Raw genomic sequence first — 24,456 nt, forward strand, 5'->3', positions numbered from 1 at the left:
GGGCATTATGACTATATCTGAAAAAATCAAACATGCCCTTGATACTGATGGAGTTGCTATTCTTCCGCCTATGGATGTGTTTGAATCTATTGCAATATTAAAAGAAACTGATATATGTGTCAATTGTACTATGCTTGACCCCTGGTACAATAAAGGATTTGGTGGAGAATTGCCTACGAGTGAATATGACGACTTTATCACAAGATTATTAAACCAAACTGGTGAAATAAGCGATTTAATGTATTTGTGGGGGTTCCCTGAAATCATTGGTCCTTATGTTAGATATGCACCAAGCGGGTTTTACATGGCTGCATGGTTGACATGGTATTACAAGAACTGCCCATCAGTTATTAGAGGATGGAGATCAAGTCAAAATGCCTGTTTACAGTTCATGCGTAAAGGCCACAAATTGCATCCTGAACATTTCTTGAACGATGAGCAGAAAGAAAAATTTGAATCTGGAAAAATGCGTTTTGTGCCTGGACCACCAAGCGTAATTGAAGCACCTCTTATTATCGGGTTTGTTGGTAAAAAAGAACGAACTGGTCATCCTTCTCAAAAGCCTGAAGCTGTATTCGATAAACTTCTTTTGATGGCCAATCAAAAAGGAGATATTGTTTTTGATCCTATGGCAGGCTCGGGAACAACTGCAGCTTGTGCCAAGAAGCATGGAATGAAAAGTATTGTCTGTGATATGAACGAAGACTATATTCAAATGATTGAAAAAAGAATGGGCGTTAATAGAATTGTGACTTGATTCGATGTTCGTATCAGAGCTTGGATAGATAACTATAACCACAGATTATCATTATTAAAATTTGAGAGCGGGGCGGGATATGATATGTCAACAGAAAATTTCACAATAACTATTCAGGGAGATAGCGAAGGATATGTAACCTTTGAATGTCCCTATTGTGACTCGGAATTTAAGCTGCAAGCTGGAGAATATCAGAATGACGATGAACCTTTTGAAGAACTGTTTTGCCCATACTGCGGTTTGGCAAAAGAGAAAAATGAATTTCTGTCATCAGATGTAATTGAGCAGGCACAAGCGATAGCTTATAACCATATGGTGGAGGAATTAAATAAGTCATTCAAGAAAATGCAGAGGTCGGTTAATCGCTCAAAGGGCTTGATAAAAATGGATTTTAAGCCATTGAAAAAGGTTGCAACAAAAGAATTGAAGGATAAGGATACCACGGAAACAGAGTTTACTTGTTCATGTTGTGGTCGCAGAGTTAAGGTGCTTTATTGTGCTGGAGCGGCAAAGATATTTTGTCCGTATTGCGGGGTGGATATATGAACAGATTAGAATTAAGAAAACTGAGTTTAGAATTTCGCAGGTTATCAAGTAATCTGCTCAATAGCACTGATGACACGGCAGATATAAATCTTTCTCGTTTCCTCAAATTTATAGATGGAAATGAGTTAATATCAGGATTTATTAAAGATAAAATCTCGGGTGTCGATTATGATTTTAAGAAATGCTACGCCATAGGCTGTTCAGGGTGGGCGGATTTTAATCCGCCTGAAGATGAAGCGTGTCATATTAAGGCACAGTATGATTATCTTTTGTTTATAAACAATGGGGATAAGATAAATGTGCGTGGACAGTCAATGCGATATTGTTGGTCAAGTAGAAAAATAAATGATAATATTCAAAGTTTCCTTGATATGGCGTTTAAACCTCTTATAGATTTCATAAATGACTGTCTTTCGATGGAAATGATTGTTTGTGATGAGGAGGAAAAAACTATGAGTGGAAATACATATATTCAAAATATTGAAACTGTTAATGGTTCGGCAAGCCAACAGAATAGTGGAGTAATAAATACTTACAACACTACAAATGATACAAGTTCTATGATTACTTTGATTGACAAATTGCTTGCATCACTTCCTGAGGTGCAGGGAGTTGACTCGGAAGAAATCGAGAATGTGAAAGATGATTTGGAAATGATTCAGGAGCAGTTGAAAAGCGATGTTCCGAAAAAAAACCGTATAGGAAAGGCTCTTGCAGGAATAAAAAAGTTTGCAGGCGATTTTTCTATGAAACTTGCAGTGACACTTGCCGCTGGAGCAGTTACGGGAACAGATTGGAATATGTTACTGCAACAGGTTGAAAATTTTATTAAATAAAAAAGTTTGAGAAATGCATTTATGATTTAACACGAAACATGTAGCTATTATCCGCAGTTTCAGAGTTAGTGTTATCAATGCCGATAACAAAATGATAACATTAGCTCATATAGGCAGGATAATATGGATACATCAAATAATCAAAAGAACTGAAAACACGACAGAGAATAGTACCTAAACAAAATGCGTTAGGCTTTGTCGAGTTCGAGTAATGATAAATGTCGTATGTCAATAAACAAATCGGAATTTGGAGGAGAGACAAATGGATATCAACTATAAGCAATGCGCTATCAATTGTGTTGGTGGAGACACATTGAAGCAATATAAGAAACAATTTGATGAGTGTAATCAAGATTTTGACTTGTTGTTTTCTAGGGATACAGGCGATAAAGATTTTTATAGAAGAATAATTGAACCAGGACATATTTACGAAACAGGATATCCCAGATGTATATGCTGGCAGAATGATGATAGCAAAGATAAATGTGAGTGTTCAAGACAAGCCATAATCTATTTGTATTCACAGTTACTCCCTAATAGTGAGCTTACAGTCGAAACAATCCAAACAGTTCGAATGGGTGGGGAAAGCTGTAGATTCAGAATTACATTAGGAAAGTAATTATAGATAAATTCCACTTTGTTGATTATAATAGTAGAGAGCAACGAATTGATATTTTCTTGTTTGTGCGTGGCAACATTTTGGCAACAGGAAATCAGTAAGCCAGAATAAATGATGTAATTGAAGTAAAAAGGGGGCGTATATTTGCATAAGGCTTAAACAAGCATAGTTAATAATAACAAAAAACACGCCGAGTTCAAATGATTTGCTGTCGTATGGCAATGTGATTTATTCTGTAAAGGGCATTAACACTTAGCCTACGCCATAGAAAAGTAAGACCTTGCGTCTAACGACGTAGGGTCTCTTATTTTTGTCCTCTATACTATCCTTTTACTGCCTAACACAAGGATTTTAGGAACATTCTGCACTATATCACCATGGAGTAGGGTCAGTCTGGCCTAGGGGCCGGGTGGATAAACTGCTTTGCCCCTTACAGGATAAATCACATTGCCCTACTACAAGCACCACCCTTATCATTCCATTTGTCTGGTGGTTTGCAGATAAAGTCCATATCATAAAAGCCTATACCGATGGCTGTCGGTATAGGCTTTTATATTATCTGATTTCTGGAATTGCTTTCACCCATGGGACACCGGCGTTTTCCAAGTAAATCCAGTTTCACTTGTCACATTCCTCCTTCATATAAAACTGCATACCAAACCACAGAATCTCCCCTCCCCATTGCTTTTATCACCCCGAATAGCTATAATAATATTGTACCACGACGCAAAAGGCAAGGAGGAAATACCAATGAAAAGGCTCCTGATAGTAGAAGACGACGATGCCATCCGCACCGGCCTATGCCGTTCGCTTTCATCTGATACATTAGAAACCGTAAGCGCCGGGAATCTGGCCTCTGCCGGGCGGCATTTAGCAGCAGAACGGTTTGACCTGCTGCTTCTCGACTGCAATCTGCCAGACGGGAACGGCATTGATTTCTGCCGGGAGATTATGCAGAAGACCTCGGTGCCGGTCATATTTCTCACAGTGCGGGACTCAGAGATTGACGAGGTAGCTGCCTTCCGTGCGGGGGCCTGCGATTATGTCAAAAAGCCCTTCTCTCTGATGGTACTCCGGGAGCGCATTGCCGCCCTGCTTGAGCGTACAGAAAAGCGCGCCGATTTATATTTAGACCGGCGGTACCGGTTTGACTTTGCCGCTATGGATTTTTTTGTGGACGGCGAGAGGGTGTATCTGGGCTCTACTGAGTGCAAGCTGCTGGCGGCGCTGGTGAAAAATGCAAGGCAGGTGCTCACCCGGGCGGCGCTGACGGATGCACTGTGGGATGGCGGCGAGGAGCTTAATGAAAATGCCCTGTCCGTTGCAGTAAGCCGGCTGCGGGGGCGACTGGGCGAGAAAAGCATCAGCACTATTTATGGGCTGGGTTATATGTGGGTAGGTGACAGAGAATGACCTTGCTTTTCGCAATGGTATGGCTTGTCCTGACGGCAGCGCTATGCCTTGTAAACAGTTTTTATGTGGGCAGTATTTGGCCCACTGCCTTCTATGGAACACTCGCCTGTCTTCTCGCGGCGGGCTTTGCGCTATATGAGAAAAATCAGCGCAAAAAACTGCTTGCTGATGTGCAAAAGGCATTGGAAGGCAAGGATGATTTTACTGTTACGGAAAAGGAAATCGCGCCCATTGCCCGGCAGCTCCGGCTGAAACGGAATGAGGAGGAGACCCGCGACCGGCGTGTTGCGGAAAGCTACCGCAATCTTGCCGCGCTTGTCTCCGATATTGCCCACCAATGCAAAACGCCTCTGACAGCCGCAAAGATGTACGCCGAGCTGCTGCCGCCGTCCTCTGAATCAGCTGCAATAGTTCAGCAGGCAAATAAGCTGCAGTTCCTTCTGGACGCTTTGGTAAAGCTCTCCCGGTGCGAGGGCGGGCTCATTGAGGAGAATGTGCACCCTGCCAAAGAATCTGTGGAAACTTTGGCGGCCCAGGCAATATCAGCCGTTGTGCCGGAAGCCTGTAGGAAAGGCATTGCTCTCTCCGCAGATATCCCCGACGGTCTCACCGCACTCTTTGACCTGCGCTGGACTTCCGAAGCGCTGGGTACGATTCTGGATAACGCCGTGAAATACTCGCCGGATGGCTCAAAAATCATGGTCGCGGCGCAGCAATACGATACTTACATCAGGCTGGACGTTCTGGACGAAGGCCCCGGAATCCCGGAGGAGGAGCTGCCAGAAATCTGGAAGCGGTTCTACCGCGGCAAAACTACCCGGAATGCTTCCGGCGTTGGAATCGGCCTTACTCTCTGCCGGATGATTGTGCAGGCCCAGAGCGGGCGGGTGCTGTGCCAGAACCGGGAAGGCACGGGGTGTAGGTTCAGCATTTTCCTGCCAGCGGAATAAATTTTGCGATTCTTTCAAAAGTGAAAGATTTCGTTGCGGTCTGGAAAGATTCGTCTGCTATAATGACGGCATTAAAAAGAAAGGAGCGCAATTATGCTCATACAGACGAATCAACTGATAAAAATTTACGGCAGCGGCGAAAACGCCCTCCGTGCCCTGGACGGAGTAAACCTTTCCGTAGAGCGCGGGGAGTTTGTCTCCGTAGTAGGCTCCAGCGGCAGCGGCAAGAGCACCCTTCTGCACCTGCTGGGGGGTATCGACGTCCCTACCGAGGGCACGGTAACTATTGATGGAACGGACCTCTACTCCCTATCCCCCGACCCCCTCACCATCTTCCGGCGGCGCTATATCGGCTTTGTGTTTCAAAGCTACAACCTTATTCCAGGCCTGAATGTCTGGGAAAACATCGTGCTGCCCATAGGCTTGGACAAGCTGAAAGCCGGCCGGGAGGAAATAGAGCAGCTGCTCTCCACCCTTGGAATTTATGAAAAGCGCTACTCCATGCCCTCCCAGCTCTCCGGCGGACAGCAGCAGAGGGTGGCGATAGCCCGGGCCCTTGCCACGAAGCCCCATATTATCCTTGCAGACGAGCCCACCGGGAACCTGGACAGCAAGACCAGCCTGGAGGTCATGCTCCTTTTGGAAAAGCTGAACCGGGAGTTCTCCCAGACGATTTTGATGATTACACATAATGAGGAACTAGCACAGATGACCTCCAGGCGCATACGCATTGAGGACGGGCGTATCGTTTCCGACAGCGGGGAGGTGGCGGGATGATTTTCCGGCTTGCACGCTTGCAGATAAGCTCCCACCGGATGCGCACCGGGTTCGTTGCCGTGGCGGTGGTGCTCACGGCGGTGCTGTACATGACAGTTATCAGCTTCGCCTACTGCGCTCTGGATTCCATACAGCTCTCCAAAATGCTGGCGTCCGGCTCCGATATTCACGCGTTCATTTTTGATATGGGATATTCTATCTCCGGTGAAGCCTTGCGGGAGGAAATTCAAAGCGCCCCCGAGGTTTCGGAGACATTTCTCATGTCCTTTGAGCCTATGCATTGGGTGGAACCGGCGGAGGCGAACAGCGTAGAGCAAGGGTTTGGAATGCTCTTTGTGGACCGGGAGAAGGTACTCCCCCACCTGTTCATGACACTGACCGAGGGCCGGTTCCCCAAAAGGACGGATGAGATTTTGCTCTGCCGGGAGACGTTCCCCACGCTTTCCATTGGCGACCAGGTCAGGTTTTTCATTAAGAGCGTGAAGGTCGAGGAGCCGCTGGAGAGGACCTACACCGTCTCCGGCTTCTACCACAGCGAGGCGGACGTGCCGCCCCCGGCGGTAGCGCTGTATGGAGAGCACGTGGCGGAGGAATTGGAGCTGGGCGTCGTGGTGCAGTTTCACAGCAGCTTCGGAATAGACCGGCGGCTGGACGCAGTCGTGGAGCGGCTGTCCCAGTGGGAGACCCCCGGTGGGGAGCAGCGCACCCAAATCAACTACGCCTTTGTCGCCGCGGATCTGGGCAGCCTCCTCCAGCCGGATATTGTCCTGATGATACTCTTGGTGATAGGGGTGCTGTTCCTTGCGGCGTTTTTGCTCATCTACAACGTCTATTCCATCGCGCTGACCCAGGATATGCGCGCCTTCGGGCTCTTGAAGGTCATCGGCATGACCCATCGGCAGATGAAAAAGCTGACGCTGATGCAGACCGGGCTCATTGCCTGCGGGGCGCTTCCAGTGGGGCTGGCAGCTGGGTATTTTATCGGGTTCAAGCTCCTCTCCCCTATATTTATGAGCATGAGCGGGGAGGTGCTGCCTAACCGGTTCAGCCCGATTATCTCTCTGATCAGCGCCGGACTGACACTGTTTACCCTGTTCTTCTCGGCCCTGCGGCCCCTTGTACGTATCAAGAAAATGACGCCCATACAGTCGATCTCTCCCGAGCCGGATGGCAAAGCTCCCAAAAAGGAAAAGCGCCGGGAGGCTCCCGCCTCTCCCAGAAGCCTGGCTATGGCTGGGCTTCGCCGGAGCTGGGGGCGGATGCTGGTCACTTCCCTTTCGGCGATGGTGTCCGTGCTGCTGTTTATATTAGTGGGTGCGTTCACGGAAATTGACACGATGATTGGCGGAAAACAGTTGGGGATGTTTGACGTGGAGCTGGGGCTGTGGGACGGGGGCCGCAATGGCCTTATCCCCGAAGAGCTGACAGAAATCTCACAATTCGCGGCGGTGGAGCCGGATATCATCGAGAGCCTTGCCAGCTCCGGCAACGTGGAGGAAACCTGGCTTTTGCGCTTCCAGCAGATTGAAGCGGACATCACCCCCGGGCTTGCGGAGGAAATCAGGGACTTTATGGCGGGGTCGGAATATGACTTTGTGCGGAAGGAATACCAGGACATCCTGGACAGCGGCAGCGTAAAAGCCGCCGTGCTCTCCATCCCCGACGCGCTCTGCCGGGAGATTGTGGTGTCCCAGGAGGACAGGCTCAAGCCAGCTTACTATGACGGAGAGGAACTGTACGACGGCAAGCACGTATTGTGCGTTTCCTTGGAAAGGGACGAGCAGGCGGTAGATATGAATCTGCGCCTTTCCTCCGGGGACGCGCTCAGCCTTAGCAGGAATTACAGTGTCATTCACCTGGAACTGCCTTCCGGCATCTGGACGGCGCTGGGGAAAATTATCGGGGGCAGGCTCATGGCGAACCCCGTCGGCGTGGAGGAAATGTTTTTCCTGCTGCCCGAGAGCGTCTTTGAGAGGGAATTCCCGGACGCCCCGGTGTTCAAGGTGCTTGTGAACGCGAAAGATGGCAGGTCAGACGCGCTTCTTAAAGAGACGCAAACCCTGATTGAGGGGCGCGGCGTGGGCTCCGGGGACACAAGGTTCGAGTATCTTGTGGGAGGCAGACTCACCGACATGATAGAATTGCAGGAAAGGCTCGGGGCCATCCAGCTTACCGGCTACAGCCTTTGCGGCATCATCTTCCTTATCGGGCTGATGAACATGGTGAACAGCGCCCTCACCTCCACGGTGCTGCGGCGGCGTGAGTTCGCTATGCTGGAGACGGTGGGCATGACCCGCTCACAGCTCCGTTTGATGCTGATATATGAAAACAGCGTGGGCGGCGTTTTCGGGCTGGCGGCTTTTGTGGCAGGGTCAGCGCTGACAAGCGGGTTGCTGACCAAAGTATCCGGCGTGAAAATCTCCGCAATTTCTTTGCCGGCGGCAGGGAGCCTGCTCCTGCTGTTTGTAGTAGGCGCTGTGGCGGCGGAGCTTTCCTATCGCATTGTGACAAAGGCGTCGCTGTCGGAGCGGGTGAAGTGGGAGGAATAGGGGGTATCAAAAGCCTCCCCAGCGGCAGTCACTGGATATAGTGCCTTTTAGGAAAATTTATTGACAATAAAACACATATATGCTAAAATATTCATGCTATCAGCAGCGTATTGACCGCATTTTTCAAGAGAGAAGGTGAATTTATTGGCAGGGCAGGTTTACAACATGATTCAGCAGGTCATTACCCAGAAGGGTAAGGGCAATCTTGTCATTGAAAACTCTGTGCGCACAAAGATGTATCTCAAGGGAATCGCCGTGGATAAATACACTGCGGCCTCTCCTGACGACCCGGCAATCATACTGAAGGTACGCGAGGTTGCCAAAGAGTTTGGAATTTCGGTTTAAGCAATATAAAATACTTTTGAAAGGCGGGAAGAAATTTGGCAGTTAAGACAGTTTTAATTAAAGGAACAGACAGCCAGGATATGGCTCGTCAGGCTTCTGAAGCTCTGGCGGGCTTTCAGCCGAAGCTGCTGCTATTTTTTGCGTCCAGCATATACGTACATCCCGAGGCGGCGCTGAAGGAGGCTTTCCCCGGCGCTGAGATTATCGGCTCCACCTCCCACAGCGAATACTGCAATTCGGACTTCACCGACGGCGCTGTGAGCATTATGGCTATGGACAGCGGGAGCGTTGAGGACGTCTGTGTACGCGTTGTGGAGAACATAAGCTCCGACCCGGACCTGAGAGGCGTTCTTGAAGAAATGCACGGCTTTTTCGGCGGCGTGGACCAGGTCCTTGCCAACTACGAGAGCTATGTGGGCCTTGTGATGTTTGAATCCAGCGCAAAGTCCGAGGAGATATTCATGGACCGCCTGGGCACTGTAACCGACCTGCTCTTTGTGGGCGGCTCCTCCTCTGCTGCGGACAGCGGCGAATCCCTGGTCTATGCCAACGGCAAGAGCTACAGCGGCGCGGCTGTGCTGGCGGTGCTCAAGACCGTGAACGGTTACGACGTACTCAAGACCCAGAGCGCCCATATCCTGTCCGAGCGCAAGCTACTGGTTACCAAGTCCGATATGCGCAACCGCATACTCTACGAGTTTGACGGACGTCCCTGCGGCGAGGTCTACGCCGAGGTCCTTGGCGTGCCCCTGGAGAAGATTCAGGATTACTTTGTGAGCAACCCCCTGGGCGTTGTGGCGGACACCGAGATTTTCGTGCGCACCTTCAACCAGATACAGGACGGCGGCATTACCCTGCACTGCGGCCTGCCTGAGGGTACTGAAATTAACGTCCTGGAAATCGGCAACATTGTTGAGGACACCAAGAAGGCCCTGGACGACGCTATCACCTACGAACCTGCCGGCCTCATCAACTTCAACTGCCTGTACCGCACCCTGGAGATGCAGAAGGAGAATCTTGTCGGCCCCTACTGCGAACTCTTCGGGCGTTACCCCAGTATCGGCTTCTCCACCAACGGAGAGGCGTTCTTCGGGCATATCAACGAGACGTCTACTGTTTTGGTTATAAAGTAAGCAGCTTTAAGACAACAAAAAACAGAGGGTAGCTTTTTGGCTTCCCTCTGTTTTTGTGTGTGAATCCCCCCTAAAAGCGGGAAGTATGGACTTCTTCCCTAAAGTGACATTGGATGTTTGACACTACATTGCAATCACGGACCCTATGATTATAAAGATAGATATAAGAAAGTATATCCATGTAAAAAACCTGAAATATTTTGACACTCTGTGGCAGTATTATAAGTGAACCGCGCGGAGGACTTCTTTACCTCATGAAGAAAGGAGAATCCCATATGGATATAAGTCAGACGGCTGGGAAAGAGCTGAGCGGCCAACAGTACGAACCCCATGCCGCCCCCCTTACTATGGATGAAGTGGTAACTGTGTATTCCCGCACAGTGTACGCCATTGCCTTGGCTAAAACCGGCACCCGGGAGGATGCTGAAGATGTCTTCCAGGAGATCTTTTTGAGCTATGTGCGCAAGCGCCCCAAATTTGAGGATGAGCGGCAGGGCCGGGTGTGGTTTTCCCGGGCGACGGTCTACTGCTGCAAGATGCTGTGGCGTACCAAAAAACGTCACGAGACTCTCCCCATGGAAGCTGCCGAAGGGATAGAATTCACATCTGGTGAGGACAGAGAGCTCCTGATGGAATTAAGGAACCTGCCGAAAAAACATCGGGAGGTCTTGGAACTCATCTACTTCGGCGGACTTTCCACTGGAGAAGCTGCTAAAGTGCTGGGGTGCTCACCGAATGCCGTGCGCATCCGTCTGAGCCGGGCCAGAACTGCTCTGGAAAAACGACTGAAATAGAAAGGAGTACAGTATGAATATAGAAAATTCTGCTCAAAGGATACTAAGCGCCAATTCGCCCAGCCCCGAACTGCTGGAAAGCACATTGGAGCTAATGCGGGAAACCAGCTGGGCTGAGCTGGAGCAGGCCCCCCTTTGCCAAAAGAAAAAGCATGTCGGCCTGAGAAGGCTCTCCTTCTCCGTCAGCGCCGTGGCAGTTGTTATGGTCTTGCTTATCGGCACCAACGCCCTCTTCCCCGCCTTTGCCGAGAGCCTGCCCTTTATCGGCGGGGTGTTTGAAGCCTTCAAACGCGGTGCGGTCTCGGACAACATGAGGGACGCCCAGAACAGCCTGAACAATTACGCCGTGCCCGCCGGAGAGAACACCGTCCAAGTACCTGCCGGCGGACTGGGGCAGAGCCCTGTCAACATAAGTGTTGACCAGGTCTACTACGACGGCGTGTTCGTCTACGCGGGGCTCATCATGGAAGTGGACGGATGCTCGGATACCGTGTACAGCAATAATTGGGGCAAATACTATAATGTTCTTTTGAATGGCGACCCCCAGGTGCAGTGGGACGAGGAAACTGGTGACCATGCGTCGGCCGAGGGCTTTGCCGAGACCACCGCCAGCGGCTGGTGGCAGAAGGTGGAAGACGGAAAGTACATCTCCCAGCGGGGCTTTCGGGTGCCAGAAAAATATCAGAATTTAGATTGCCTGGACGTTACACTTTGCAGCCAGGGCATTGAGGACGGCGCCGCCGGCCCGACCCGCATGATAAATAACACACCCTTCCAGCTCAGCTTTGCGGTGGAGAAAAACGAAGCTGTCGTGCAAAATATTAGTGGGCCGTTGGAGATAAACGGCGTCACATTCTTGTCCGCAGAGGCAAGCCCCGCAGGTTCCATCTTTTCCTTTGAGGTGTCCGGCCGGTACAACAACCCTCTCCGTGTTATCCGCTTCGACGACGGCAGGGGCCTTGGGGATGCAGGCGCCGGTAAGACGGCAGAATTAGCCGGTGGCGGCGAGCGTCAGACCTGGTTCATGGGCGGCCTGCAGCCGGACGAGGACCGTAAGGTGGTGCTGGGCCTGCTGGACAAGAATGATACCGGGGAGTATATATCGGTGTTCGTTCTGGACTTCCAGAAGGGCACAGTGGAAGCCGGTACGCCTGAGGATATCAAGGAGCCGCCCTATGCCAGATATGTCTGCGGCGCTGAAAATGTCGAGAGCCTGACCGATGGTCTGCTGGTATCCGACTTTGAATACGGCGAGGCGAAAAACTGCCTTTGGCTGCTGACCGGCTCTGACTATCAGGAGCTGACTGTTGAGCTCTGGCAGGACGGCCAATGGGTAGGCAGCGCCGTTACCCAAAATGACAAACTTCACTGGAGCCATGAGCCGCACTATATGGAATATGTCCATCAGAATGACGGCAGCTGGACGGTAGAGTGGGTGACTGATATTCCTTTGAACCAGTATATGCTAAGCTTTGACCGGCTGCAGGGCCTTGACACGGAGCGTCCCGCTTTGATAAAGGTTATTGACCGGGATATCGGTGAGGTGCTTTTGGAACAGGATATAGAATGGAACCAGCCGCGGCATAATGACCCGGGAATCATCCATCCGGAGGTTGAGGACGACATCACTAAAGAGAGCTCGTATGATGCGGTGAGCTCTCAGGCTGGGTGAGATATGCAGAAAGATGAAATTTAGGCATTAAACGAAAGCAAAGGGCGGTTATCGGCGATTTTTAGCTGATAATCGTTCTTTTTCCATAAGAATATACACACTATCACCCGGCGGAGCAGACTAGGTTTAGGTCTGCCAAAAGCTACGCTGCAGGACAAAAAGGGTTATAGGACAATAAGCCTAACTTCAATCTCCCATATGCCGGAATACACTCCGCAGTCACACCATTTGCGGGAACCACAGGATACTTGCTGATAACTTTTTTGCCATTCTATAGCTCTCCTGAATGTTTGATATATTACTTGATTACCTGATAAAAATTTGTTTCGCGGTTATCCCTCCTTTCCTTTGGCGGGCTCGCTCCTGCGGGCCAGCAGTCCCAGGGCTGTCCAGAAGAACGGCGCGGTGATGCACATGCTGAGCCCAAAGAAGGCCTGCGCGCAGTAGCCTATAATACCAGCGCCAAGGGCCAATGTAGTGCCGTCTACCGGGGCGGAGGCAGTCCACCGCCTGGCCAGCAGTACCAGCAGCCATATGTAAGCTCCCAGCGCGAGTATACCCTGGTGATACCAGATATTGAGATATTCGTTATGGGCAGTGTCTATCCTTGCCACTAACATAATGCCCAGCTCCGCGTTATAGCGCCTGAACGGTTCCAGCCCGCCGCTTATCATGGTATCGGGGCCAAAGCCCAGCAGCGGACGGGTAACGGCCTTGGCAGCCGTTTCTTTCCATATATGTATACGTCCGCTGCCAAAGGAACTGTCCAGGTCTCCGTGCAGTATATTGTGGACTTCGTGCAGCATTCCCGCGGGCGGGTCGACAATATATACTGTCAGCAGCGCCGCCAGCAGCAGGACTGTCATGACCCCTGCGCATATAAGCCGCGCCCGCTTCTTCTTAAAGGTCATTGGCAGGGCCAGCAGAAGGCCTGCCCCAATACCCACAAGGCCTGCCATAACGGACATTCTGATAAGGACATAGGCTGACAGAGCAAGGGGAGCCAGGAGTATAAGGCGCTTCGCCCCGTTCATATACGCCATGCTATATGTCAGGATGGGTACTGCAAGGCAGTAAAACGCCGCCAGCAGGTCAGTGTTCCCCACTGTGCCCAAATATTCTCCGCTATATGACTTCCCTGCGTCAAAATAGCTGTATCCAGTTGGGTACAGCCCAAAGGGGTTATACCCGGTCAGCTGTACGATACAAAGCAGGCTCTCCAGCGTTACCGCTGCGACCAGTACCCATAGGAGCACCCGGTCTGCCTCGCCATAGGCCGCAACCAACAGAAAACACAACACATACAGGCTGATGGAAAATGCCCCTTCATACCTGCTGGCTCCAAGAACGGTCTCCGGCCAATATGGTGACGCGGCCGCAGATATCCAGGTAATGGCCAGATACAGCAGGGCAGTCCGCTGAGGCCAGGAAAGTTTTTTCAGCAGAGCCGCCGGTGAGAAGGATTGTCTGGTTTTAGCTACAGCAAAGCCTGCTGCAGCCATAGAGACGGCATATGTGCAGGATAATATGGAAAATGCGCGGAACTTTGACATGGTTATATCCATATACCCATTTGTCCCTGTGAAGAACAGGAACACTGACATCAACAAAATAATATATGCCTGAGTAATAGCTTTCCGAGGATTCACAGACTTAGGTTTCAACTGTATCCCTTCATTTCATGTGTACCTATTAAAAGTCTATATATCTTTTCATATTTTACCGCAAGACGTTCAAAATAGCAATGCTCTTTTGGCTATATATCTGTGAAAAAATCACTAAAGCTCTGGGGCTCGCTTAGCAAGAGGCGGCATTAAAAAAAGGTACACTTTATTACACCTTTTCAGAGTTAAGGTAATTCTCTTTTTGTTCCATTTGCTATACGGTATTACCGTAACCGCTTATAAAATGTCGCCGCACTCATATTGCACAATTCCAGCACTTGACTGAAGTTAAGTGCTTTGTTTTGCCACTGAAGCACAATTTTCTCGAAATCCTCCGGCACCGGCTTCTCCGGCCTACTGAAGCACATACCCCGCGCTTTAGCCGCTGCAATTCCTTGTTCCTGGCGTTTCTTAATATTGACCCTCGCATTTTCGGATACAGTCGTCGGGCTTCAGCTTTTTTACCATCTGTCCTCGTTCTGGCCGGTGCTGGACACCCGGATATATCCGTAGATTTTCATTCGCTCACATCCCTCCTAAATGCGTGTTATGTCATTATAAGCCAAAACCTGAAACAGCGGCAATTTGCCCATGTTTCAGGTTTGAATATCCCATGTGTTAAAAATGTAAGCCGCGGATTTACATTTTGCACATCTGTTTTCAGAGGTCATATCGTTGAGGGCGAAAGAGCGGTATGTTTGGTACAGGTTCAGCCTGTGAATACGATAAATGCAGCTATCGGAACGTCATGCTGATTATGATACAGTATCACTTTCATGATGTCGGACTTTTGTACTTAGAAGAAAGAGTTTCAGCGAAGTGTGGAAAAAGGGCGCTTGTATATAAATGGTTTCTGATACAGTCTACGGGAACTATCCCAGCCGGCGCCCAGAGAGGCATGTCAGCCGCAAAAACCGGGTGTTCTCTGAATTACCCCGCAGGCAATTTTGGTGCCTGCATTGCCGGAGGGCTGTGTGGTGAAATCATCTGGGCGGTCATGGAGGATAACCACTTTTCCGATGATATCCTCGACCAGAAAGCGGTCGGTCAAAAATGCGGATACTGCAAGGCCGTTATTCCCGAACAGCGGCGGCAGGTCTCCCGCATGGTAGGGGTGCTCGCAATCCTTTGGGTTGTAATGTGACATGGCGTTTGGGAACGGTTCATCCCCGCTGCCGCCGCAGTCGGTTCCCTGGTGAATGTGGAACCCGAAAATTCTTTCCTGGCAGGGCTGGTGGGAATGAGGAAGTCCGCTGACTTCGGCATAGACAATCACCCCTTCGTTTGTCTGGTAAAAACGCACCCAGCCGGATATGCCGGGAAAGCTCCCGCTGCCGGTTATGCTGGCCTGGGCCTGCGGTCTGCCGCACAGCGCGGGGAGAAGGTGGACATTGGGCAAATTCATGTACAGTGCTCCTTTACCGAAATGCTTTATATGGCATCTTATGCGGATAAGGGGCAAGGTGTTATGGGAATGTGTCCCAGATTGGGACGCAAAAATAAAGCACAAGCGGCGTTGGCCCTAATCTTCTGCCTTCAGTAAGTTAACAACACAGATGATATGCAAAAGGCCCCCGCACCACCCGGTGCAGGGGCCAAAACTATGTACAAAATTATTACTTGCGCTTACTTCAAAAGCTCCTCTGGTGACTTCTCAATCATCGGGCTCTCCAGCTTCTCCTTCCACAGCACCGGCGCAGTCCAGCGGATGGCATTTTCGATAATCCTGATTATTATAGGATTATGATAGGAGGGGAAAGTCTCGTGGCCCGGCTGGAAATAGAAAATTTTGCCGTTGCCCCTGGTCCAGGTGGCACCGCTCCTGAAGAGCTCGCCGCCACGATACCAGTTGGCGAAAATAAGGTCGTCGGGCTTGGGAATGTCGAAGCCCTCGCAGTAGACCTCCTCCTGCTCCAGCTCGAAGTATTCCGGTACGCCTTTGGCGATTGGGTGGGTGGGACAGAGGTTATAAACCCTGGTGAAGTCCACCTCCCGCCACTTCAGGTTGCCGCTGGTGCCAAGCAGGTAGCGGAATGGCTTTGAAAGGTGGGCCGAGTGCAGGGCTACAAATCCCATGCCCCGCTGAACCCGGGCAACTACCTTAAAGGCCAGCTCGTCAGGCACGGCGTGATGGGCCATATGCCCCCACCAGACCAGCACGTCTGTCTTATCCAGCAGCTCGTCGGGCAGGCCGTACTCAGGGTCGTAGAGGGTGGTATAGGTGACATTCATGTCGCCATTCTTTGAGAGGTGCTCGGAGAGGGTCTTCAGCAGGCCGTTAGGGTAGGCTTTAGCTACCCCGGCAGAGGATTTCTCAAGGAAGCCCGCCATCTTGTCGCGGAACTCCTCGGGCATTCCGGGGTCGATAAACTCAGGCCGGAGCTCGCCCTTTTCCTCCAGCGCCTCGTACCAAACAGTTACATTTATCATTGGAAATCAGTCCTTTCTTACTAAGAATTATACACTATCCAAAGATGAAATGCAACAGTTTTTTATAATAACATTCAATTTTATACTATAAACCATGAGTATAAAAAGACTCAAGCAGCATATCCTGTACAACCCCACTGAGTAAAGGCCAGGCTCATGCCCTGCGGCGAACTTTAGGAAAATATTTTAAATTATGTGAAAAAGATAAATTATTAGCCCATAAATAACACTGGAGGTCACGCCAAAGACCAGCACCGGGCCGGAGACGGTGAACAGCTTGGAGCCAAGGCCGGTGATGAAGCCCTCGCTTTTGAACTCCATAGCCGGGGACACCATAGAGTTGGCAAACCCTGTAATCGGCACCAGCATACCTGCACCGGCGTGCTTGGAGAGGTCGTCGTACCAGCCCAGGGTCGTGAGGGTTGCGGAGATTAGGATAAGGCTGACAGACACGGCGGTCCGGGCCTGAGGGAGCTCAAGGCCAAGATTTTGATATAAGTTGACTAAAATTTGTCCCACAGTACAGATAAAGCCACCAACTAAAAAGGCCCAGATACAGTCCTTCACCACCGGCGACGGCGGCGACGCGGCCTTGACTGCCTTAGCGTATTCCTGCGGCTTCGCGGTTTTCATAGACGGACCACCCTTTCTGAAATCAGTTAAAAAGTTAATCATAGCATGGTCCTTAGGCGGGGCAAATATGCGTCCATGGTGGAAATTGAATTTTTTTGAAAAAAGGGCTTGCTTTTTCAGGTAGCCTGGTGTATAATAAAGAAGTTCCGGGCGCTTAGCTCAGCTGGCTAGAGCACCTGCTTGACGTGCAGGGGGTCAGCGGTTCAAGTCCGTTAGCGCCCACCAGCTATTCGCGTACCCATATCGTGGGTGCGCGATATTTTTTGCCTATATTTAGACTAAGAGTATCAAATGAAACCAAAACAGGAGGAGAATATGTCAAATACACTGCACTACGTCTCTCCCATAGGAGAATTGCTGCTTGCCGAAAGGGACGGTGCACTATCTGGGCTTTGGATAGAGGGGCAGAAATATTTCCCACAACCCCTTCTGGACTGCCCCCGGGAGGATACGGCCTCTCCCCTGTTGAGGGAGGCCGCAGGCTGGCTTGACTGCTATTTTGCCGGGGAGCGTCCCCCTGTGAGTGGGCTATCCCTTGCGCCCCAGGGCAGCGGCTTCAGGCAGGAGGTCTGGAAACTGCTCTTGGAGATACCCTATGGGCAGACCACGACCTATGGGGAGCTCTCCCGGAAGCTGGCGGCGCGTATGGGCCTACCGCATATGTCCCCCCAGGCGGTGGGCGGCGCTGTTGGTCATAACCCCATCTCTATTATTATACCCTGCCACCGGGTGCTGGGCTGGGACGGCAGGCTTACAGGCTATGCGGGAGGGCTTGAGAGAAAGCGCTGGCTGCTGGAGCACGAGGGCGTACATATTGGCTGACTACCTGTGCCCCCTGCCCTCCTTATACTGCTGGGGGGTACAGCCAAACTCCTTCTTAAAGAGCTTTGCGAAGTATGAGAAATTGGTATACCCCACCTTCTCTGCGGCGGCATGGACGGAACAGGAGGTTATGTCAAACATGCGCCTGCAATAGAGCAGCTTCTCCCTGGTGATGAAGGACACCAGGGAGATTCCCATGGCCTGCTTGAAAAGGTGGGAGAGGTATTCCGGGGAGAGGCCGAACCTGCGGGCCAGCATACCCCTGTCCATGTCCTCCTCCACATGGGACTGGATATACGCCGCCACCCGCTGGCAGATATTCTCCCTAGCCCCCCTCTCCAGCCTTTCGCCCAGCAGCTCCAGCAACTTACGCACCCGCCCGGCGTAGTCCTCCAGGAAGAAGCTCTCCCTCATAAGCAGCTGGTTCTGGGCCTGCTCACCCAGCAGCTCGCCGCTGTCTATGCCCTGCTTTTCCATAAAGCGCAGGAGCGTACGGATTAGGGACTGGGAATACAGGAATACCTCGTTGGCGCTGACTATCCTCCTCTCCAGCAGCCCCTCCAGGTACTCCCCGGCCTCCTCCCTCAGCTTTTGGAGCCTGCCGTTTTCCAGCAGAATCATCCAGTCCTCCTCCCTTATGGATTGTTCCGTCTTCGGGGGGCGGGGGCCCTCTGAGGGGAAAATCACCTGGCTTATGCAGGTAAAGGCCTCCCGGCTCTTTTGGGTTAGTCTTTTGCATATTCCGTTGAGCTCCCAAAACAGGGCGGACTCTCCTACATAGCAGCACATTGGCATTTCAAGCAGGCTATTGCTGTTTTTCAGCAGCTTTTTCAGCCTGCACTCGTAGAAGTCCTCATTTGGCCTTTGGGCCGAGGACGGGAAAGCCACAAAGCAGGTGCTCTCGTTTACAAAGCAGAAGAAGGGCGTCAGGGAGAAGTCGAACAGCACATCCGACAGGATATTTATGAGCACAGTCTTTTTCACAGAGTCCGCGCCGTTTTTCACCGTGCTCGGCCTGAATGAGAAACGGAACAGCAGCGGAGTCATACGGGTATCGGGGGTCAGGGGGAAGTGTATCTCCTGCATTTTCCGGGAGAGGCTCTCCCGGCTCCCGAAGGCCCCGTCCTGGATGAAGTCGGTGAAGAAATGCTCCCATATCCCCTGCTCGTTGCTCCTGTACAGGTCGGCGCTGGCCTTGCGCCTTACAGCCTCCACCGCCTTATGCAGGCTCCCCTCAAGCTGCTCGGGCATAACAGGCTTTAGGAGATAGTCTGAGCAGGAGAGCTGCAGTGCAGTTTGTGCATAGGTAAAATTTGGGTGGCAGGTGGTGATGATAACCTCCGGCGAGAGGCCCTGCTCCCGCACCCACTTCAGCAGGTCCAGTCCCGAGCCCCGGGGCATTTCTATGTCGCAGAGCATTATGTCTATCCGGCGGTTCTGCAGGATATTCTGGGCCATCTCCATGCTGAAGGCCACGGACACATCGGAAAACTCCAGGCTGCTCCGGCTGAGGAGCGCCAGTATATACTCGGTCTCAAGCACCTCGTCATCGATTATAAGCAGCCCGCAGGCCTCCCCCACGCTCATGATATCTCCTCCCCTTCCCCTTTCGGGATGTAAATTTCTATATGGGCCCCGGGCAGGACCCCACCGTTTTTAAAGCTGACACCGGCCCCATCGCCGTAGACAAATCGCAGGCGCTGCTGGGCGTTGGCAATGCCTATACATACATGCCCGTCGGTAGCCCTCAGCTTCTCCCCCTTTTGCAGGGCCGAGAGCACCCCGCTGCTAAACCCCGGCCCGCTGTCCTCAAGCACCAGCCTATAGCCTCCCTCGCCGGCCCGCTCCCCTTTTAGCAGAAGCTCCAGCCTGTCGTATACGCCGGTGGCATATTTTATGCTGTTCTCCGCAAAGGTCAAAAGGAAAAGAGGCGGTATCTGCAGGCAGAGCAGCTCATCGGGCAAGTCCACCTTAAACCCGAAGCCCAGCGGGTACTTCCGCTTCTGTATCAGGAAGAAGTTTTCAATATGCTTTATCTCGTCCTTCAGCATAACAGTCTGCTCGTTGCTGCGCAGAAGGTAGCGGAAATACTCAATTAGCTGCAGGACGGCCTGGGATATCCCCTCCAGGTCTCCAAGCTGCGCCAGTATATGAATCTGGTTTAAGCTGTTCAGATAGAAATGGGGCTTCACCTGGAGCTGGTAGAAATTCGATTCTGTCTTCTCCCTTAAGAGCTTCTCCTCATATACGTCGTTTTTCAGTATGGTTATCTGCCTTACCATCTCGTTAAAGGCACAGCGCATGTCCTCGGTCTCTCGGTACGGGAAGGAGCCCTCTATCTGCGTCTGAAAGTCCCCCTGCTGCACAAGCCTCATGCCCTGCTGGATATCGTGGAAGGGCCTTGTAAAGTTAAAGCTTATGCGGCCTATGAGCAGCGGCATACAGAGGAGTATTATCACCGAGAGCAGCAGCGCCAGCAGCATTGGAACTCCCATAGCGGACAGCAGGGGAAAGCTCCCATAGGCAAAGCACACCCTGATATCAGAGTCCCCCACAGGCTGGGAAAGCATATAAAGCCCCTTCGGGGCCTCCTCCCTAAGAGCGGCCCTGCCGTCAGCTTCCACTGCGGCGCATAGCTCCCGGTCCGTGAAAAACAGCCCGGAGTTTTTCAGTATTTCCGCGGACTCGTCCAGCACCATCCCCGCCAGCTCGTCCAGGGTCACTGCCCCTCCCACGTAAAGCCCCCCTGCCCGCCGCCACATGAAGACGTAGACGCTGCCGCCCACCTCCCTCATATGCCACCCGGCCTTTATATACTCCTCCCCGGCAAAGACCTTTGGGATATAGTCGCAGAGCTCCACCCGCTGTAATCCCGCAAGCTCCGGGGAATTCAGCAGAAGGTAGCCCTCTTGCGGGGAGTATAGGAACAGGGCGTCCCCGGTGTTCGTCGCCGCGGTATGGCTTTTCATCGCCGTCAGGACCGCCTGCTTTGAGAGGTAGTCGCTGAGGTCTGTTGTACCCTTCTGGATAACGAGGATGTCCTGCAGGTGGTTTGTGATAATGTCCTTCACGCTCTTCTCCGTCTCAGAGAGCACGTCGTTTATGGAAATGGCCTGTATCTTCAGGGCGGACCGCACGCTCTCCTCTGCTCTAAGCGACGCTGTCTTGGAGCTGAAAATATTCACCGCAATCAGCAGAATAATGAGCGGCGCCACCACCACCGACACGCTCCTCACCATACCGGCCCGCATTGTCTCCTTCATATCAGCTTACCTCCCCAGCCAGCGGCCCAGGATACGCTCCGAGGCCCCGCTTTAATATTAAACAAGATAGAGCCTTTCACGTAACCTGTGCAAAGCTCTATCTTGCAGTCCCATTGGCTAATAGGTTAGAAATCTATGGCGTGCTTTTCAGCAGAGGACCTGTATATGGCGTCGAGTATCTCCGTGACTACAATGGCCTGCTCGGGCTTTACCACCAGCTCGTTCTTCCCAAGCAGAGCGCCAAGCCACGCCTCGCTCTCCCTGTCGGCCGCTATGCCGAAGCCCCCCAGCAGGTCCTGTCCAGGGCGGTAGGTGTCGGTCTTCGGCAGAATCATCGTCTGGCTGTTCTGCATGACGGTGTTTATGCGCAGGCCGTCGTTCATGTCCGAGCCCGCCTTTGTGCCGCAGAGGGTTATCTTCGCCTGGCGGCTGTCGTCGATGTTCAGCGCCCAGGAGGACTGCAGGAAGATGGAGGCGCCGTTCTCCATGACGATATAGCCGAAGGCCGAGTCTTCCACGTCGTAGGTTGTATTGTCCCAGCTCCCGCCGCCGTTGCCCTGGTTGTCCGGAGACAAAAGCCGCCCCAGCTTCTCATAGGAGGCCCCCAGGACCGTGCGGGGCTTATAGCAGTCCATGCACCAGAGGGCAAGGTCCAGGGAGTGGGTTCCGATGTCGATAAGTGGGCCGCCCCCCTGCTTTGACTTGTCGGTGAACACGCCCCAGGTGGGCACCCCGCGGCGGCGCAGCGCGTAGGCCTTGGCAAAGTATATCTCCCCCAGGTTCCCCTCGTCGCAGTACCTTTTGAGGAACAGGCTGTCGTCCCTGAAGCGGTTCTGATAGCCTATTGTCAGCAGCTTCCCGGACTTATGGTAGGCGTCAAGCATACGGCGGGCATCTGCGGGAGTAGCGGCCATGGGCTTTTCGCACATAACGTGCTTTCCGGCGTTCAGGGCCGCGCAGGTTATCTCACAGTGGGACACGTTGGGGGTGAGCACATGGACCTCGTCAACCTCGTCCACATTGAGCAGGTCGTGGTAGTCGGTGAAGACCTTCGCCGACGGAACTCCATAGTCCCTTTTGGCCTTCTCTGCCCGCTCCGGGACCAAATCGCAGAAGGCGATGAGCTCGCACTGGTCCGAAAGCTTTGCCAAGGCCGGGAAATGCTTCCCGTTGGCAATGCCGCCGCAGCCTATAACTCCGATTTGAATTTTACCGTTTTTCATTTTGAAACACTCCTTCTATGATGATGGATAAGAAACAGCGCACTTACTAGGGCAAACGCCGCAAGGTTCACTCCCCCCAGCAGCAGAAACGCCCCATTGTATGAGGAGAGCATGTCGTAGAGCCTGCCTGTCAGCAGGACTCCAAGGGCTATCCCCGCAGTCTGGAAGGCCATGCAGAGGGACAGCGCCCGCGCCGCCGATTTATTGAAAAAATGTGAGGATAAAAGCGGCAGTACCAGCGCCAGGGGCACACAGCCGAAGGCAAAGAAAAGCTCAAAGGCGGGCAGGCAGTCTGTAAAAAACACCAGGGTTAGTATTGCCAGAATAAACCCAATATGCGAGCAGGCCGCCACTGGGTAGGGCCCGAACCTGTCTGATACCACGCCCAGAAGTATTTTCACAAACAGCGAGCACAGGCAGATAACCGACAGGACTGTGGAGGCACCCTTGGCGCTGACGCCGTACTCCGACAGGTGGGCGGCTATGGACAGATACGTTGGCTGGATTGAGGCCCCTGTGAGAAAGGAGTATACGAGCAGAAGGGCCAGCAGCCCCCTGCCGTTTATCCTCTGGCTCTCGGGCCTGTCCTCCTTGCCTGCCTGCTTATTTTCCCGCACGGTCAGCAGACAGGGCACAGCTGCCAGGACCATCAGCCCCGCCGAGCACATGGCGGCTGTGCGCCAGCCGTACGCGTCCATCAACATACCGGCCAGCGGAATGAGGGCCGCGCCCCCTATCCCGCTGCCTGAGAGCACTATCCCAAAGGCCGAGCCCTGGCGGTCTGGGTACCAGCTCTTTATAACGGCGGTGATTGGCACAGAGCCCAGGAGCACCAGCCCCGCCCCTAGAAATGCCGCGCCCAGGTATAGGGTGGTGGCAGAGCTTACCCTGGAGTAGATTAGAAAGGCCGCCGTCTCGCTGAGAAGCCCCAGGGCAAAAATCCCTCTCAGGGGCACCCGCCTCATTAACAAGGGAAAGAGCATATATACCAGCATGTTTACAAGGTAAATTACAGTGACTGAGAAAGAGTAGCCGGTGCGGGAAATGCCCAGGTCATTGCAGATTGGCGCGGTGTAGAGGCTGTTTGTCCCCGCCCCCACGCCCACGGCGACCAGCTCGCACAGAAAGCAGCCTGCCGCCGCTGAAAACCCCTTTTTCATCAGAACTCTATCCCGCTAAAGCGCCTGAAGTTCTCAAAGCTCCTGCGCACGCTGTCGAGCTGGGGCATACTGGCGTGGTCCTGCTCCAGAAGGATGTATTCGGCGTCCGTGCATTCCAGGGCCGTGTCGATTATCCTCTGGATGTCCATAATGCCGTCCCCTATTTCCGTGAAGTCCTTCTCATAGTTTACAGACTGGCATATCTCCATAAACCTGTCCCTTGAGACCCCCTTTGTACCGGCAAGCTCCAGCAGGTTGATATGGTCCTCCCGGCCCTTGGCGTAGTCCTTCTGGTGTATGGCCTTGCAGCGCTTTCCCTGCTGCCGAAGCACGTCGCAGGGGTCCACGCCCGCCCGCATTGCCCAGTAGGTATCCAGCTCAAAGCCCACGTAGTCGGGGTCGGTGTTTTCCAGGACCATATCTACTACAGTCTTGCCGTCGAACTTCTGGAACTCGTGAAAATGGTTGTGGAAAAGATAATACAGCCCGGCCTCATGGCATTTTTTGCCCCAGCGGTTGATGTTCTCGCAGCAGCGCAGCACGTCGTCCTTTGTCTCGTACCATACCACAGGGAGCACCAGCCCCTTGGCCCCTATTTCCACGTGGTACTCGATGAGCTTGTCTATATTTTCATCTGTGTATGGGTTTACCGTGTTTGTGACGGCCTCCAGCCCCAGCTCCTCCAAAAGCTTTTTGAAATCCCTAGCGCTCATGCCGAAGCCGGTGCCGAAGTCATTAAGCGCGTTATGGTTTGAAAGCTCCAGCCGCCTGTAGCCGATATCAGCCAGGGCCCTGATGGTGGCCTCCACGCTTTTTGCCATCTCCTCCCGGACGGAGAAGAGCTGTATTCCTAATTTCAGTGACATATGT

22 protein-coding genes and 1 tRNA gene are annotated in these 24,456 nt (G+C 52.2%); 14 read left to right on the plus strand and 9 right to left on the minus strand.

Translation table 11 applies throughout. From position 1 onward, the window contains the following. Positions 1 to 7: 7 nt before the first annotated feature. The 12 genes from D5270_RS09760 (at position 8) to D5270_RS09815 (ending at position 12,391) form a co-directional block, all read left to right on the plus strand. Positions 8 to 757 carry a DNA-methyltransferase gene (locus D5270_RS09760; RefSeq protein ID WP_166543928.1) on the plus strand — a complete coding sequence of 250 codons (750 nt, stop codon included), beginning with the start codon at positions 8 to 10 and terminating at the stop codon, positions 755 to 757. Between the two features lie 84 nt (positions 758 to 841). Further along, on the plus strand, positions 842 to 1,303 hold the full coding sequence (locus D5270_RS09765; RefSeq protein WP_166543929.1) for a hypothetical protein: 462 nt from the start codon (positions 842 to 844) through the stop codon (positions 1,301 to 1,303). Then, positions 1,300 to 2,139: a hypothetical protein gene (locus tag D5270_RS09770; RefSeq protein WP_166543930.1), complete on the plus strand. Its 840-nt coding sequence runs from the start codon at positions 1,300 to 1,302 to the stop codon at positions 2,137 to 2,139. Before D5270_RS09765 ends, D5270_RS09770 begins: the two co-directional genes overlap by 4 nt. A gap of 262 nt (positions 2,140 to 2,401) precedes the next feature. Further along, on the plus strand, positions 2,402 to 2,758 hold the full coding sequence (locus D5270_RS09775; RefSeq protein ID WP_166543931.1) for a hypothetical protein: 357 nt from the start codon (positions 2,402 to 2,404) through the stop codon (positions 2,756 to 2,758). A 750-nt stretch (positions 2,759 to 3,508) separates the two neighbouring features. Further along, positions 3,509 to 4,171 carry a response regulator transcription factor gene (locus D5270_RS09780; RefSeq protein WP_166543932.1) on the plus strand — a complete coding sequence of 221 codons (663 nt, stop codon included), beginning with the start codon at positions 3,509 to 3,511 and terminating at the stop codon, positions 4,169 to 4,171. After that, complete coding sequence (locus D5270_RS09785; RefSeq protein ID WP_166543933.1) at positions 4,168 to 5,121, plus strand: sensor histidine kinase; 954 nt, start codon at positions 4,168 to 4,170, stop codon at positions 5,119 to 5,121. The genes D5270_RS09780 and D5270_RS09785 overlap by 4 nt, the downstream gene beginning before the upstream one ends. A gap of 90 nt (positions 5,122 to 5,211) precedes the next feature. Then, positions 5,212 to 5,898, plus strand: coding sequence for an ABC transporter ATP-binding protein (locus tag D5270_RS09790; protein ID WP_166544040.1), 687 nt, complete (start codon positions 5,212 to 5,214; stop codon positions 5,896 to 5,898). After that, positions 5,895 to 8,447: an ABC transporter permease gene (locus D5270_RS09795; protein WP_166543934.1), complete on the plus strand. Its 2,553-nt coding sequence runs from the start codon at positions 5,895 to 5,897 to the stop codon at positions 8,445 to 8,447. Before D5270_RS09790 ends, D5270_RS09795 begins: the two co-directional genes overlap by 4 nt. A gap of 165 nt (positions 8,448 to 8,612) precedes the next feature. Continuing rightward, on the plus strand, positions 8,613 to 8,792 hold the full coding sequence (locus D5270_RS09800) for a hypothetical protein (protein WP_166543935.1): 180 nt from the start codon (positions 8,613 to 8,615) through the stop codon (positions 8,790 to 8,792). 35 nt (positions 8,793 to 8,827) lie between these two features. Continuing rightward, on the plus strand, positions 8,828 to 9,925 hold the full coding sequence (locus tag D5270_RS09805) for an FIST signal transduction protein (protein ID WP_166543936.1): 1,098 nt from the start codon (positions 8,828 to 8,830) through the stop codon (positions 9,923 to 9,925). Between the two features lie 275 nt (positions 9,926 to 10,200). Continuing rightward, positions 10,201 to 10,719, plus strand: coding sequence for an RNA polymerase sigma factor (locus D5270_RS09810; RefSeq protein WP_166543937.1), 519 nt, complete (start codon positions 10,201 to 10,203; stop codon positions 10,717 to 10,719). 13 nt (positions 10,720 to 10,732) lie between these two features. Next, complete coding sequence (locus D5270_RS09815; RefSeq protein ID WP_166543938.1) at positions 10,733 to 12,391, plus strand: hypothetical protein; 1,659 nt, start codon at positions 10,733 to 10,735, stop codon at positions 12,389 to 12,391. Positions 12,392 to 12,723: 332 nt separating this feature from the next. Here D5270_RS09815 and D5270_RS09820 read toward each other — a convergent pair whose 3' ends face one another. From D5270_RS09820 to spoVAC, 4 genes are all read right to left on the minus strand, one after another. After that, positions 12,724 to 13,995: an O-antigen ligase family protein gene (locus D5270_RS09820; protein WP_166543939.1), complete on the minus strand. Its 1,272-nt coding sequence runs from the start codon at positions 13,993 to 13,995 to the stop codon at positions 12,724 to 12,726. Between the two features lie 961 nt (positions 13,996 to 14,956). Further along, positions 14,957 to 15,460 carry a superoxide dismutase family protein gene (locus tag D5270_RS09825; protein WP_166543940.1) on the minus strand — a complete coding sequence of 168 codons (504 nt, stop codon included), beginning with the start codon at positions 15,458 to 15,460 and terminating at the stop codon, positions 14,957 to 14,959. Between the two features lie 221 nt (positions 15,461 to 15,681). Beyond that, positions 15,682 to 16,485 (minus strand): ThuA domain-containing protein, encoded by an 804-nt coding sequence (locus D5270_RS09830; RefSeq protein ID WP_243150312.1) that lies wholly within the window; start codon positions 16,483 to 16,485, stop codon positions 15,682 to 15,684. A 186-nt stretch (positions 16,486 to 16,671) separates the two neighbouring features. Further along, positions 16,672 to 17,118, minus strand: a complete 447-nt coding sequence (spoVAC, locus tag D5270_RS09835; protein ID WP_166543941.1) for a stage V sporulation protein AC — start codon at positions 17,116 to 17,118, stop codon at positions 16,672 to 16,674. Between the two features lie 148 nt (positions 17,119 to 17,266). Between spoVAC and D5270_RS09840 the strand changes: the two genes are divergently transcribed. Together D5270_RS09840 and D5270_RS09845 are read left to right on the plus strand one after the other, a co-directional pair. Continuing rightward, positions 17,267 to 17,343, plus strand: a tRNA-Val gene (locus tag D5270_RS09840). A gap of 90 nt (positions 17,344 to 17,433) precedes the next feature. Continuing rightward, positions 17,434 to 17,940, plus strand: coding sequence for a methylated-DNA--[protein]-cysteine S-methyltransferase (locus D5270_RS09845; protein WP_166543942.1), 507 nt, complete (start codon positions 17,434 to 17,436; stop codon positions 17,938 to 17,940). Here the strand turns inward: D5270_RS09845 and D5270_RS09850 are convergent, their stop codons facing one another. The 5 genes from D5270_RS09850 to D5270_RS09870 form a co-directional block, all read right to left on the minus strand. Next, a complete protein-coding gene (locus D5270_RS09850; RefSeq protein ID WP_166543943.1) occupies positions 17,941 to 19,527 on the minus strand; it encodes a response regulator transcription factor in 1,587 nt (528 codons plus the stop codon). Continuing rightward, entirely contained in the window at positions 19,524 to 21,203 is a 1,680-nt protein-coding gene (locus D5270_RS09855; protein ID WP_166543944.1) for a sensor histidine kinase, read from the minus strand. The genes D5270_RS09850 and D5270_RS09855 overlap by 4 nt, the downstream gene beginning before the upstream one ends. Before the next feature lie 125 nt (positions 21,204 to 21,328). After that, positions 21,329 to 22,426: a Gfo/Idh/MocA family protein gene (locus tag D5270_RS09860; RefSeq protein ID WP_166543945.1), complete on the minus strand. Its 1,098-nt coding sequence runs from the start codon at positions 22,424 to 22,426 to the stop codon at positions 21,329 to 21,331. Next, positions 22,423 to 23,586 carry an MFS transporter gene (locus D5270_RS09865; protein ID WP_166543946.1) on the minus strand — a complete coding sequence of 388 codons (1,164 nt, stop codon included), beginning with the start codon at positions 23,584 to 23,586 and terminating at the stop codon, positions 22,423 to 22,425. The genes D5270_RS09860 and D5270_RS09865 overlap by 4 nt, the downstream gene beginning before the upstream one ends. Continuing rightward, complete coding sequence (locus tag D5270_RS09870) at positions 23,586 to 24,452, minus strand: sugar phosphate isomerase/epimerase family protein (protein ID WP_161473808.1); 867 nt, start codon at positions 24,450 to 24,452, stop codon at positions 23,586 to 23,588. Before D5270_RS09870 ends, D5270_RS09865 begins: the two co-directional genes overlap by 1 nt. Positions 24,453 to 24,456: the final 4 nt, after the last annotated feature.

Origin of the sequence: Acutalibacter sp. 1XD8-36 (assembly GCF_009917525.1) — a bacterium.
Lineage (GTDB): Bacteria > Bacillota > Clostridia > Oscillospirales > Acutalibacteraceae > Acutalibacter.

Coding starts and splice junctions, on each gene's coding strand:
- D5270_RS09870 (WP_161473808.1), bottom strand. CDS start 24,452: ATGTCACTGAAATTAGGAATACAGCTCTTCTCCGTCCGGGAGGAGATG.
- D5270_RS09810 (WP_166543937.1), top strand. CDS start 10,201: ATGGATATAAGTCAGACGGCTGGGAAAGAGCTGAGCGGCCAACAGTAC.
- spoVAC (WP_166543941.1), bottom strand. CDS start 17,118: ATGAAAACCGCGAAGCCGCAGGAATACGCTAAGGCAGTCAAGGCCGCG.
- D5270_RS09775 (WP_166543931.1), top strand. CDS start 2,402: ATGGATATCAACTATAAGCAATGCGCTATCAATTGTGTTGGTGGAGAC.
- D5270_RS09820 (WP_166543939.1), bottom strand. CDS start 13,995: ATGTCAGTGTTCCTGTTCTTCACAGGGACAAATGGGTATATGGATATA.
- D5270_RS09865 (WP_166543946.1), bottom strand. CDS start 23,586: ATGAAAAAGGGGTTTTCAGCGGCGGCAGGCTGCTTTCTGTGCGAGCTG.
- D5270_RS09860 (WP_166543945.1), bottom strand. CDS start 22,426: ATGAAAAACGGTAAAATTCAAATCGGAGTTATAGGCTGCGGCGGCATT.
- D5270_RS09785 (WP_166543933.1), top strand. CDS start 4,168: ATGACCTTGCTTTTCGCAATGGTATGGCTTGTCCTGACGGCAGCGCTA.
- D5270_RS09845 (WP_166543942.1), top strand. CDS start 17,434: ATGTCAAATACACTGCACTACGTCTCTCCCATAGGAGAATTGCTGCTT.
- D5270_RS09830 (WP_243150312.1), bottom strand. CDS start 16,485: ATGATAAATGTAACTGTTTGGTACGAGGCGCTGGAGGAAAAGGGCGAG.
- D5270_RS09765 (WP_166543929.1), top strand. CDS start 842: ATGTCAACAGAAAATTTCACAATAACTATTCAGGGAGATAGCGAAGGA.
- D5270_RS09795 (WP_166543934.1), top strand. CDS start 5,895: ATGATTTTCCGGCTTGCACGCTTGCAGATAAGCTCCCACCGGATGCGC.
- D5270_RS09800 (WP_166543935.1), top strand. CDS start 8,613: ATGATTCAGCAGGTCATTACCCAGAAGGGTAAGGGCAATCTTGTCATT.
- D5270_RS09780 (WP_166543932.1), top strand. CDS start 3,509: ATGAAAAGGCTCCTGATAGTAGAAGACGACGATGCCATCCGCACCGGC.
- D5270_RS09770 (WP_166543930.1), top strand. CDS start 1,300: ATGAACAGATTAGAATTAAGAAAACTGAGTTTAGAATTTCGCAGGTTA.
- D5270_RS09855 (WP_166543944.1), bottom strand. CDS start 21,203: ATGAAGGAGACAATGCGGGCCGGTATGGTGAGGAGCGTGTCGGTGGTG.
- D5270_RS09850 (WP_166543943.1), bottom strand. CDS start 19,527: ATGAGCGTGGGGGAGGCCTGCGGGCTGCTTATAATCGATGACGAGGTG.
- D5270_RS09815 (WP_166543938.1), top strand. CDS start 10,733: ATGAATATAGAAAATTCTGCTCAAAGGATACTAAGCGCCAATTCGCCC.
- D5270_RS09760 (WP_166543928.1), top strand. CDS start 8: ATGACTATATCTGAAAAAATCAAACATGCCCTTGATACTGATGGAGTT.
- D5270_RS09825 (WP_166543940.1), bottom strand. CDS start 15,460: ATGAATTTGCCCAATGTCCACCTTCTCCCCGCGCTGTGCGGCAGACCG.